11 protein-coding genes are annotated in these 11,422 nt (G+C 67.0%); 6 read left to right on the plus strand and 5 right to left on the minus strand.

The genetic code is table 11. The features are described from left to right. Positions 1 to 75: 75 nt before the first annotated feature. Positions 76 to 516, minus strand: coding sequence for a hypothetical protein (locus AC13GA_RS01660; protein ID WP_430767088.1), 441 nt, complete (start codon positions 514 to 516; stop codon positions 76 to 78). 81 nt (positions 517 to 597) lie between these two features. Beyond that, positions 598 to 1,515 (minus strand): LysR family transcriptional regulator, encoded by a 918-nt coding sequence (locus AC13GA_RS01665; protein WP_482997420.1) that lies wholly within the window; start codon positions 1,513 to 1,515, stop codon positions 598 to 600. Between the two features lie 95 nt (positions 1,516 to 1,610). On the opposite strand from AC13GA_RS01665, the gene AC13GA_RS01670 reads away from it, so the two are divergent. Continuing rightward, positions 1,611 to 2,798, plus strand: coding sequence for an MFS transporter (locus tag AC13GA_RS01670; RefSeq protein ID WP_428709911.1), 1,188 nt, complete (start codon positions 1,611 to 1,613; stop codon positions 2,796 to 2,798). Positions 2,799 to 2,852: 54 nt separating this feature from the next. Here AC13GA_RS01670 and AC13GA_RS01675 read toward each other — a convergent pair whose 3' ends face one another. Next, positions 2,853 to 3,818, minus strand: coding sequence for a ribokinase (locus AC13GA_RS01675; protein WP_046982727.1), 966 nt, complete (start codon positions 3,816 to 3,818; stop codon positions 2,853 to 2,855). A 25-nt stretch (positions 3,819 to 3,843) separates the two neighbouring features. Beyond that, complete coding sequence (locus AC13GA_RS01680; protein ID WP_004144334.1) at positions 3,844 to 5,142, minus strand: NupC/NupG family nucleoside CNT transporter; 1,299 nt, start codon at positions 5,140 to 5,142, stop codon at positions 3,844 to 3,846. A 194-nt stretch (positions 5,143 to 5,336) separates the two neighbouring features. Here AC13GA_RS01680 and AC13GA_RS01685 point away from each other — a divergent pair, with 194 nt between their 5' ends. The 5 genes from AC13GA_RS01685 (at position 5,337) to AC13GA_RS01705 (ending at position 10,741) form a co-directional block, all read left to right on the plus strand. Further along, positions 5,337 to 6,308, plus strand: a complete 972-nt coding sequence (locus AC13GA_RS01685; protein WP_046982728.1) for an aldo/keto reductase — start codon at positions 5,337 to 5,339, stop codon at positions 6,306 to 6,308. Between the two features lie 253 nt (positions 6,309 to 6,561). Continuing rightward, the gene (hemP, locus tag AC13GA_RS01690) at positions 6,562 to 6,756 is read left to right on the plus strand and encodes a hemin uptake protein HemP (protein ID WP_005412278.1); all 195 of its coding nucleotides are present in this window, start codon (positions 6,562 to 6,564) and stop codon (positions 6,754 to 6,756) included. Positions 6,757 to 6,909: 153 nt separating this feature from the next. Next, complete coding sequence (locus AC13GA_RS01695; protein ID WP_480982685.1) at positions 6,910 to 9,129, plus strand: TonB-dependent hemoglobin/transferrin/lactoferrin family receptor; 2,220 nt, start codon at positions 6,910 to 6,912, stop codon at positions 9,127 to 9,129. 4 nt (positions 9,130 to 9,133) lie between these two features. Further along, on the plus strand, positions 9,134 to 9,733 hold the full coding sequence (locus AC13GA_RS01700; protein ID WP_004144366.1) for a ChuX/HutX family heme-like substrate-binding protein: 600 nt from the start codon (positions 9,134 to 9,136) through the stop codon (positions 9,731 to 9,733). A 72-nt stretch (positions 9,734 to 9,805) separates the two neighbouring features. Further along, the gene (locus tag AC13GA_RS01705; protein ID WP_428709914.1) at positions 9,806 to 10,741 is read left to right on the plus strand and encodes a DUF6607 family protein; all 936 of its coding nucleotides are present in this window, start codon (positions 9,806 to 9,808) and stop codon (positions 10,739 to 10,741) included. Positions 10,742 to 10,894: 153 nt separating this feature from the next. On the opposite strand, the gene AC13GA_RS01710 is transcribed toward AC13GA_RS01705, so the two are convergent. Continuing rightward, on the minus strand, positions 10,895 to 11,380 hold the full coding sequence (locus AC13GA_RS01710) for a hypothetical protein (RefSeq protein WP_482997421.1): 486 nt from the start codon (positions 11,378 to 11,380) through the stop codon (positions 10,895 to 10,897). Between the last annotated feature and the right edge of the window lie 42 nt (positions 11,381 to 11,422).

Consider the following 11,422-nt stretch of genomic DNA (forward strand, 5'->3'; position numbering starts at 1 on the left):
CGGGTATCAGCAGATGCTTGACGGTTGCTTCCGCCGCCCCCATGGGCAGGCGATGGTAGGCGGCTGGGTGAGGGCCTAGCCCAAAGCCTGCCAGGCCTGCCAGGCCTGGCGGGTGCCCAGGGCGAAGGCCAGGCCCAGCCCCAGGCAGGCCAATGAGCTGGTCACCCAGAAGCGTGAGCCGTTGTACCCCGGCCGGAACAACGCCAGGCCGAAGCCCATCGCTGCACGCAGCAGCAACAATGCAGCGATGCAGGGCAGAACCAGACGGCTGGCCGGCAGCGGCGAATGCCAGCCGGAGGCTGCCAGCGCATACAGCGTCCAGGCCACCAGCACGGCGGTGATGGCGGCGGTCATCAGTGGTGGCCACCAGTGGCCGGCCCGGGCCAGCCGCACCATGCGCGAGCCAGCGCCGAAACGCTGGTACCACGGCGCGCCGAAGGCGATGCAGCCGATGTGCAGCAGTGCTGCGATGGCACTGCCAGCGGCTGCGACCAGCAGCCAGGGGAATCCGTCCATGTCCTGCCCATGCAAGGAAGCTGCGCGGATGGTGGGCGAGGGCCACGGTGCCGGCAATGCGACGGGCGGTCGCAGCAGGGATCAGTGCGGAGGGTCGATCCGCAATCCGGCGCCGAGACGGTCCAATGCCACATCCACGCGCGGCAGCCGTTGCCGGCCCTGCGGCCACAACAGCCGCAACGGCAGGCCACGGCAGTCCAGCGCCGGCAGGATCGACACCAGGCTGCCGCGCGCCAGCGCGTCATCGACCAGCCAGGCGGCCAGCTGGGCAATGCCGAAGCCCGCCTCGACGGCCGCCACCTGTGCTTCGGCACTGCCGACCACCAGCCGTGCGCGGGCCTGCAGCGGTGCGCTGCGCTGCCCGCCATCGGCCACCTGCCACGGGCCGATACTGCCGTCGGCACGGCCGAACAGCACGCCATCGTGGTCGGCCAGCTCCGCCCCGGAGGTCGGCAGGCCGTGCTGCTGCAGGTAGGCCGGTGAGGCGCAGAAGCGCAGGCATTCGTAACCGAGCAGGCGGCTGCCGAGGGTGGCCGGCAACGGTTCCGGGCCGCCGATGCGCACGGCCAGATCGATACCGTCCTCGGCCAGGTCAATGAAGCGGTCGCTGAAGGTCACTTGTGGCCGCAGCCGGGGAAACTCGGCGGCCAGCTGCAGCAGCAGCGGCCAGACTTTCAATCGCCCGAAGGTGGCCGGTGCGTCCACCCGCAGGCGGCCCACCGCGGCATCGGCATGCGCGGCCAGCACCGATTCGGCATCGGCCAGTTCGCCAAGCACGCGCACGCACGTGCGGTAAAAGCCCTCACCGGCCTCGGTCAGGCGCAGGCGGCGGGTGCTGCGTTCGAACAACCGCGCGCCCAGGCGCGCTTCCAGCCGGGCAACGGTCTTGCCGACCGCCGAACTGGTCAGATGCAGCCGCTCCGCGGCGGCGGTGAAGCTGCCAGCGTCGGCGGTGGCGACGAAGGCCTCGATGCCGCGCAGCCGTTCGTTGGGAAGCATGGGTGAATATCTGTCCGGAATGGATGGAAAACATAGCAGTAATCGGAATCAGGGGAGGAAATAGGCTGGGCGGCCCTTGTCCCTGGCGGTCCTGCATGTCTTCCCTCGATTGTTCCGTTGCCACCGGTCACCGTGCTGCCCGTGCCCGCCTGTCCGTTGCACTGTTGGCGGTCTCCGCGTTCGTCATCGTCACCACCGAATTCCTGATCGTCGGCTTGCTGCCGGCGCTGGCGCGCGATCTCGGCCTGGGCATCGCACGCGCCGGGCAGCTGGTCACCTTGTTCGCGTTCACCGTGATGCTGGCCGGACCACCACTGACCGCACTGTTGGCGCATCTCGACCGGCGTCGCCTGTTCGTGGCCATCCTGCTGCTGTTTGCGGCCTCCAACGCGCTCGCGGCGGTGGCCACGCTGCCGTGGTTGCTGGCCCTGGCGCGGGTGCTGCCCGCGTTGGCGCTGCCGGTGTTCTGGGGCACGGCCAGCGAGACTGCCGCGCAGCTGGCGCCGGCGGGGCAGGGGGGGCGTGCGGTGGCACGGGTCTATCTGGGCATCACCGCCGCGATGCTGTTCGGCATCCCGCTGGGTACGCTGGCCGCCGAGGCCATCGGTTGGCGCGGCAGCTTCTGGCTGCTGTCGGCGCTGTCGCTGCTGATGGCGGGCGCACTCGCACTGTGGATGCCGGGCACCGCAGTAGAGCCACGGCGCGCGCTGGGCGAACAGGCGCGCGTGCTGCGGCAGCCGTGGTTGCTGGGCAACGTGCTGCTGTCGGTGCTGGTGTTCACCGCCATGTTCACCGCCTACACCTATCTGGCCGACGTGCTCGAGCGCCTGTTGCAGGTTCCCGCCGCGCAGGTGGGTTGGTGGCTGATGGGCTTCGGTGCGGTCGGGTTGCTTGGCAATGCACTGGGCGGGCGTTGGGTGGATCGTGCACCGCTGGCCGCGACGCTGGCGTTCTGCACGGTGCTGGCGCTGGGCGTGCTGGCCAGCGTCTGGCTGGCCGGGCAGGGAGGGGGGGCGGTCATCGCACTGGCGTTGTGGGGTGTTGCGCATACCGCGCTGTTCCCGCTGTGCCAGGTGCGGGTGATGCGCGCGGCGCCGCAGGCACAGGCGCTGGCCGGCACCTTGAATGTGTCGGCCGCCAATGCCGGTATCGGCCTGGGCGCGTTGCTCGGTGGCGGGGCCATCGAACGCTGGGGCCTGGGCTCGCTGGGCATGGCGGCCGCCGCGGTGGCGCTGCTGGCGATTGCAGCGGGGCAGCTGTTGCGACATGCGGAAGAACCATAAAAAAAGCCCGGGCATCTGCATGCCCGGGCTCGTTCATCCACGCATGACGTGGATCTACTTTGCTTCGGAATCAGCCGGGGTGAAGCGTGGCATCGCCGCAGCGGCGCCTTCCTTCTCGGTCGAACGGCCGGCGAACTGGTTGGCGAAGCGCACGTGGCGGGCGAACGGGGCGTCGGCCACCTGCGCCAGCGACGCGGCCAGCGCACCGTTGAAGGCGTCGCCGGCACCGGTGGTGTCGATTGCCTGCACCTGTTCGGCACCCACGCGATAGTACGGCTGGGTATCGCCGCGCAGGTTCTCGTCGGCATGCGACACGAACACACCCACCGAACCCAGGGTCACCACCACCGTACCGTTGCCGACCAGCTTGCGGCACAGCGCATGCAGGCTGGCGCCATCCAGCGCAGCGACGTCGTTGGCATCCACGCGCTCGCCGACATGACGGCCAAGCAGGGCGGCGAACTCGGTCTCGTTCGGGGTGATCACATCGGCCAGCTTGAGCAGGCCGATGGTGGAGGGGGCATCGGCCGGCGCGGTGTTGAGCACGGTGGTGACACCGGCCTCGCGGGCGCTGGCCAACGCTGCTTCGATGGTCGGCACCGGCGATTCCAGCTGCACCAGCACCACCTTGGCGCCGGTCAGCAGCGCCTGCTGCTGTTGCAGGAAGTCGGTGCTCAGTGCGGCGTTGGCACCCGGGCCGATCACGATGGTGTTGCGGCCGCGGGCATCCACGTAGATACCAGCAGTGCCGGTCGGTTCGCTGCTGGCTTCGGCGATCAGCCCGAAGCCATCCTGTGCGGCCAGCTCGCGGGCGGTGGCGCCACCGGCGTCATCGCCCAGCGCGCACACGAAGTGGGTGTCGGCACCGGCGCGGCAGGCCGCCACGGCCTGGTTGAAGCCCTTGCCACCGGGGCCGGTGCTGTAGCGGCCGGCAATGGTCGCACCCGGTGCCGGCAGCGACTCGCACCGCCACACGTGATCGACATTGAAGGAACCGACGACAACGACACTGCTGCTCATAGGGAATCTTTTCTCAACCAAGGGTTCAACTGAAGTGCGTCAGCACGCCGGCGATGGTCGCCGTCATGAAGGTGGCAATGGTACCGCCCAGCACCGCGCGCAGGCCGAACTTGGCCAGATCGTGGCGACGTTCCGGGGCCAGGCCGCCGATGCCGCCGATCTGGATCGCGATCGAGCTGAAGTTGGCAAAGCCGCACAGCGCGTAGGTGGCGATCAGGCGACCTTCGTCAGACAGGCTCACGCCCGCCACCTGGCCGTTCACGATCTGCGACAGCTCGGTATAGGCGACGAATTCGTTGATCACGACCTTCTGGCCGATCAGCGAACCGACGGTGGTGGCATCGGCCCACGGCGTGCCGATCACCCAGGCGATCGGTGCCAGCACGTAGCCGAAGATGGTCGACAGGTTGGTCGGCTTGCCGATCTGCGCGGCCAGCCCGGTCACTTCACCGATCCAGGTCAGCGGGGCGTTCAGCAGCGCGATCAGTGCGATGAAGGCCAGCAGCATCGCGCCGATGTTCAGCGCCAGCTTCAGGCCGTCACCGGCGCCAGCGGCTGCGGCATCGATGATGTTGCTGGAGGTCTTCTCCACTTCCATCTTCACCGTGCCGCGGGTGAGCGGGGTACCGGTTTCCGGAATCAGCAGCTTGGCCACGACCAGCGTGGCCGGCGCGGCCATGATGCTCGCCGCCAGCAGGTGCTTGGCGTAGAAGGCCTGCTGTACCGGGTCGCCGCCGCCGAGCATGCCCACGTAGGCCGCCAGCACGCCGCCGGCGATGTGGGCCATGCCGCCGATCATCATGGTCAGCAGCTCGGACTGGGTCATCTTGGCGATGTACGGGCGCACCGTCAGCGGCGCCTCGGTCTGGCCGATGAAGACACTGGCGCAGACGCTGGTGGTTTCCGCACCGGACACGCGCATCACCTTGGTGATCGACCAGGCCATCACGCGCACGATGCCCTGCATGACGTTGAGGTGGTACATCACCCCCATCAGCGCCGAGAAGAAGATGATGGTCGGCAGCACCTGGAAGGCGAAGATGAAGCCGTAGTTCTTGACGTCCATCAACGAGCCGAAGATGAACTTCGAACCTTCGTTGACGAAGCTCAGCACCTTCACGAAGCCGTGGCCCAGCGCATCGAACACGTCGCGGCCGCCCGGCACCAGGATCACCAGCGCCGCGAATGCGATCTGCAGGGTGATACCGGTGGCAACCAGCTTCCAGTCAACCGCACGCTTGTTGTTGGAAAACAACCAGGTGATGCCGATCAGCACCGCCAACCCGAACAGGCCGAAGCCGATCCTGCCCAAACCTTCGACCATGTGAGTGACTCCCCTGGGGCGTCGCGAAAAACGGGAAGCCTAGTGCAGGGCAGGGGCCGGGGCAAGGAAAAGCAGCGTGCGCGCGGCCATCGGTACCGATCAGGCCAGCAACGGCAAGGGGTTGCGGCCGGCAGGGGCAGGTAGAATGGCGGTTCGATCCCGGCCCGGATGCGGGCCCGCAGCAGGAGATTCGCATGCAATACCGTCGCCTGGGCTCCACCGGCCTGCCGATTTCCGCCCTGTCCTTCGGCGCCTGGGTGACCTTCGGCGACCAGATCCCGCGCGACGAGGCCCGCAACCTGGTGGCCGCCGCCTGGGATCATGGCGTCAACTTCTTCGACAATGCCGAGGGCTACGCCAACGGTCGCGCCGAACAGGTGATGGGCGATGTGATCACCGACCTGCGCCTGCCGCGCGATGGCTTCTGTGTCTCCAGCAAGGTGTTCTTCGGCAGCGCCAAAGACCCGCGACCAACCCAGCGCGGGCTGTCGCGCAAGCACGTGACCGACGCCTGCCACGCCGCGCTCAAGCGCCTGCGGGTGGATTACCTCGACCTCTATTACTGCCACCGCCCGGATCCAGACGCACCGATCGCCGAGACCGTGCACGCCATGGACACCCTGGTGCGGCAAGGCAAGATCCTTTACTGGGGTACCTCGGAGTGGTCGGCGGCGCAGATCCAGCAGGCGCTGGACATCGCCGAGGCGCACAACCTGCAGGGCCCGTCGATGGAGCAGCCGCAGTACAACCTGCTGCACCGCGAGCGTGTCGAGGTCGAGTACGCGCCGCTGTATGCCGGCGCCGGCCTGGGCACCACGATCTTCTCGCCGTTGGCGTCAGGCCTGTTGAGCGGCAAGTACGACCAGGGCATCCCGGCCGATGCACGGCTGGGCCGCGAGGGCATGGAATGGCTGCAGGACCTGGTGCTGGGTGCTGACGCCGAGGCTCGCCTGGCACAGGTGCGCCGTTTCAGCGAGGTCGCACGCGCGCTTGGCCATGCCCCGGCGACGCTGGCGATTGCCTGGTGCCTGCGCAACCCGAACGTCTCCAGCGTGATCCTGGGCGCCAGCCGGGTCAGCCAGCTGCTGCAGAACCTGCAGGCGCTGGACGTACTGGAGCAGGTCGATGCCGCCGGCTGGGCCCAGCTCGAAGCCGTCTTCGGCTGACCGGCAGCAGCGCCATGTAGAGTCGAGCCGTGCTCGACTCTGCGCGCAGCGCGGGTTTCACCTGGCAGGACTCGAAGAGCAGTCGAGCACGGCTCGACTCTACAAAAGCCGCCCGCCCTATCTTTCAATTGATGATTCCTATCGAATTTCCGGATTCGATCATTAATCTCATCAATGAAATTGAGAATGGTTGTTGATTGTCAATTGAGAATCATTATCATTTAACTCGTCCCTCGCACGAGTCCAGATGCTCATGAATGCTCAACCTGTACTGCTGCGCCCCGAAACGCTGACCCTCCGCGATCGTCCGGTCCGCGTCGTTCCGCCGGAAGAGGTCATCGACAGCGAAGCCCTGCTCAAGGGCCGTCGTGAAATCCTGATCCAGCACGGCGACCGCTTCTATCGCCTGCGCCACACCAGCAACGACAAGCTGATCCTGACCAAGTAATCGCGGCCTGGTCGCCCGCCTCCCTCCCTCCTGCCGGCAGCGCCGACAGGGTGGGCGACCCGTCCGCTCCCGCTCTCTCCCCCTCGGTCTACCGCGTGCACCTTCCGGGTGTGCCGGTAACCGGGGGTTCCCTTGCCTGACCGAATGAACCCGATGACCCGCCATACCGCTCTGAGTCTCGCCGTCTGGATGGCCTTGCCGCTGTCCGCCCACGCTGCTGCTGCCGCCGCGCCCGATGCGCGCGAATTTGACCGGGTGCAGGTCACCGCTACCCGAACCGAACGGGCCGTGAGCGACGTTGCGGCCACCGTCGACGTCATCGACCGCGAGCAGATGGACCGGCACCTGGTACAGGACATCAAGGATCTGGTGCGTTACGAGCCCGGCCTGTCGGTCACCCGCAGCGCCACCCGCTTCGGCCTGGATGGTTTCCGCATCCGTGGCCTGGATGGCAACCGCGTGCGCATCCAGACCGACGGCATCGTCATGCCGACCCGGTTCGACATCGGTTCGTTCGCCAGTTCCAACCGCAACTACACCGACCTGGACACGCTCAAGCGCGTGGAGATCGTGCGTGGCCCGGCCAGTTCGCTGTACGGCTCCGATGCACTGGGCGGCGTGGTCGCGTTCGTCACCAAGGACCCGGCCGACTACCTCAAGGACGGCAAGGACAGCTACTTTGGACTGAAGTTCGGCTACGACGGCGAGTGGAAGGGCCTGCTTGGCGGTGCCACCGCTGCCTTCGGTGGCGAGCACTGGAGCGGCCTGGTCAATGTGAACCATCACCAGGGCCAGGAGACGGACAACAAGGGTACGGTGCGCAGCGACGATCGCACGCGCACTGCGGCCAACCCGCAGGACCGCGACGGCCGCAGCCTGCTCAGCAAGCTGGTCTATGCGCCCAGCGAGGACCAGCGCTTCCGCCTGACGGTGGAAGGCAACGAAGACACCACCGACACCAACGTGCTGTCGTCGGTGGGTGTCAGTTCGGCCACCGGCATGAAGGGGCATGACACGCAGAAGCGCACCCGCGTCTCCTTCGCCCACGAGATGGATGCTCTGGACCAGCCGTTCGCCGACAGCCTGCATTGGCAGGTGTATGCGCAGAACAGCGAAACCCGGCAGCAGACCGACGAGACGCGCACCGACGGCAGCCGCCGCCACCGCGTGTTCTCCTTCGACCAGCATGCCTATGGCCTGCAGGCGCAGTTCAACAAGGCCTTCAGCACCGGCACGATCGAACATGCGTTGACCTACGGCTTCGAGGGCACGCGTACCGAGATCCGCCAGAAGCGCGACGGCTACCAGGTCAACCGCGCTGGTGTGGTCAGCAATGCCATCGTCCCCGATGTGTTCCCGGTGCGGGACTTCCCGATCAGCAAGACCACCGAGCTGGGCCTGTATGCACAGGACGAAATGCGCCTGGCCGACGGCAGGCTGTCGCTGGTGCCGGGCGTGCGCGTTGACCGTTACGAGCTGAAGCCGGAGGTGGACGGCATCTTTGCCGAAGACAATCCGACCACGGCGGTTGCGCAACTGAAGAAGACCAGCGTGTCGCCGAAGCTGGGCATGGTCTGGCGCTTCACTGACCAGTGGTCGCTGTTCGCCGGCTATGCACGCGGCTTCCGGTCGCCGCCGTACAACGACGTCAACATCGGCCTGACCAACGTCGCCTTCGGATACACCGCCATCGCCAACCCGGACCTGAAGCCGGAAACCAGCGACGGCTACGAGCTGGGCCTGCGCTTCATCGCACCGGCCGCGTACGTCAGCGTCAGTGGCTACTACAACGACTACAAGGACTTCATCGAGTCCAACGTCAACACCGGCCGCAACGCACAGGGCCTGATGGTGTTCCAGTCGCAGAACATCGCCGACGCGCGCATCTACGGTGCGGAAATGAAGGCCGGCATCGAATTCGGTGAACTCAGCCCGGCGCTGAAGGGTTGGGCGCTGCGCAGCGCACTGGCGTGGTCGCGTGGCGACAACAAGACCGACGACGAACCGCTGGCCTCGGTCGATCCGCTGCGTGGCACGCTGGGCCTGATGTACGACACCGACACCTGGGGTGTCGAGCTGGCCGGCACCTTCGTGCAGCGCAAGAAGCATCTGCCGCCGCCGGCCGCGCAGACCAACCCGAATGCACCGGCGCCGTTCGTCTACCAGCCGGCTGGCTACGGCGTACTGGACCTGATGGCGCACTGGAACTTCGCACCGGGTGCCACCTTCAATGTCGGCGTGTTCAACCTGGCCGACAAGCGCTACATCGAATGGTCGTCGATCACCCCGAGCCTGATCACCGATCGCACGCTGAGCGATCGCTTCAGCAGCCCGGGCCGTACCTTCTCCGCCAGCCTTGCCGTTTCCTGGTGACCTCATGAGCCGAGCACTGTCCGCCCGCAGGAATGACTCCATCGCCGTGCCGAACAGCGCGGCCTGGCCGACCCCGGCACAGCTGGCCACGCTCGGCACCGTGTTGTGCCTGTACCACGCCGACGGCAATGAGCTGGGTGGCTGGCGCCAGGCGGTGCGTGTACATGCCTGCCAGGGCGTGGACAGCGAGGGCCTGCGCGAAAGCCTGTGCTTCCTCGATGGCCGCGGCCGCTGCGTGTGGCGCCTGTACCTGCTGCCAGACAGCGACTTCCTGGCCTGGGACCGGCTGGTGGCCGCGCTGCCGCCGGGCCCGGAACACGACAGCGATGCCAGCGTCGGCGAACGCCTGTGGCGGCGCCTGGCCGGCCATCTGGGTGGCCAGCGCTGGCGCCTGTGCGCGCTGCGCCTGCATGCCGCCGACGATGGCCGCACCTTGGCCGCCAGCCTGTCGACCCTGTCTTCGCTGGGCGCTGCCACCGCGCGTCGCATTGCGCGCCTGGAGAGCGCCGAGGGCGAGTTGGCGATCGACGACTGCTGCTGTGCCGATGCCGCACGGCGACCGACCCCGCGGGTTCCCGGCGATCTGCCGCTGATCCGCCTGTGACCCATTGCTGATGGAACGCCTGTCGGCCACGGACGGCCTCTCAACGAATCTGCAACCCCGAAGGAAGACCCGATGAAACTCCAGACAGCCAGCGTCATGCTGCTGCTCGCCGCCAGCGGCGTGGCCAGCGCGCAGCCCTCCGACATCGCCCGCGACCACGACAGCATCCTTGCCATGCAGGGTGAGTACACCGTGGACTTCGCCTTTGACGAGACCGTGCTGCTGAAGCCGGGCTACGAGCGCGCACCGGCGATGCGCAGTGGCGGCAACGAAGTGGTCATCGTGGTCGAAGACACTCCGAAGCGCATCGTGCTGCAGCATTTGCTGCTGGACGAGAAGAGCGGCCACATCACCAAGCACTGGCGCCAGGACTGGGTCTACGAAGCGCCGAAACGCTTCGAATTCAGTGCCGACCAGACCTGGCAGGTGCGCAGCATTTCGACGGCGGTGAACCAGGGGGCCTGGACCCAGTGCGTCTACGAAGTGAGTGACGCGCCGCGCTACTGCGGCACCGGCAAGTGGACCTACACCAACAACGTGCCGAGCTGGAGCAGCGACCTGAGCTGGCGTCCGCTGCCGCGCCGTGAGTACACCAAGCGCAGCGATTACAACGCGCTGGCCGTGATCAACCGCCACACGCTGACCCCGAACGGCTGGACCCACGAGCAGTTCAACACCAAGGTGCAGCGCAACGCCGACGGCAGCCAGGTGGAGATCGCACGCGAGTTTGGCTTCAACGACTACGTGAAGACCACCGAGGTCGATTTCACCCCCGCGCGCAACTATTGGAAGGCAACTGCCGGTTACTGGGCCAAGGTGCGCCAGCGCTGGGACGGCTTCCTCGGCCAGGCGCCGGGCGTGCACCTGAAGACCAAGATCGACGGCATGGCGATGATCATCCCGATGTTCACCCAGGCCGAAGAGATCCAGGCCGGCAAGAAGGTGAAGGACAAGCAGATCGACGAAGTGTTCGCCAAGTACGTGGAAAAGGCACCGAAGGAAGGCTGATTGCTGTCTCGCTGGTGGGTGCCGGGCGTGCCTGGCACCGCATCCACCCACGGCGTGGATCTACTGAGCGTACCTTCGCTTTGGTATAGGTACCGAGCTTGCTCGGCACGCTCTCGGCGTTGATCGCAAGCGCCATGCGTGGGTGCGATGCACTCAGGACGCCGGCCCACCCAGCGTGGTCAGGTCCAGCCCGGCGTCCTGGAAAGCCCGCAGGGTGGCCTGCAGGCTCGCCTCGTCATCGCGGGTGCGGACACCCATGACAGCTTCGTGGCAACGCACTCGATCCGTGCTGCAGGCGCTCCGGTCCGGCAGCAGCAGCGCGGTCTGTGCGACGAGGATTGCCATGTGCGCCACTTCCTTTCTCGGCTTCGGTTGGCCCCGGTAGAACCGGTCGAACTCAGCACGCAGGTCGGCCACCACGTCGGCATCGCTGCGCGTGCGTGACACGCTGGCCGGAACCAGATAGGTCGGATGGCCCTCGTGGAAGGCTTGCGCCTCGTCGGCCAGCACCGTTTCCAGCACGAAGGCCTGCACCGCGTCCGGGGCATAGCCTTCCGCCGCGCGGGCGCCTGCAGGCAGCATCGCACCGAGCAGCGGGGAACTGGCCAGAAGGATGCGCAGACAGAGGCCGTATTTCATCTTCATTCCTTGAACCTCGGGAGCGGGGGAGCAACGTTCAGC

The sequence above is a fragment of the Stenotrophomonas sp. 22DLJC03 genome, from assembly GCF_056861405.1.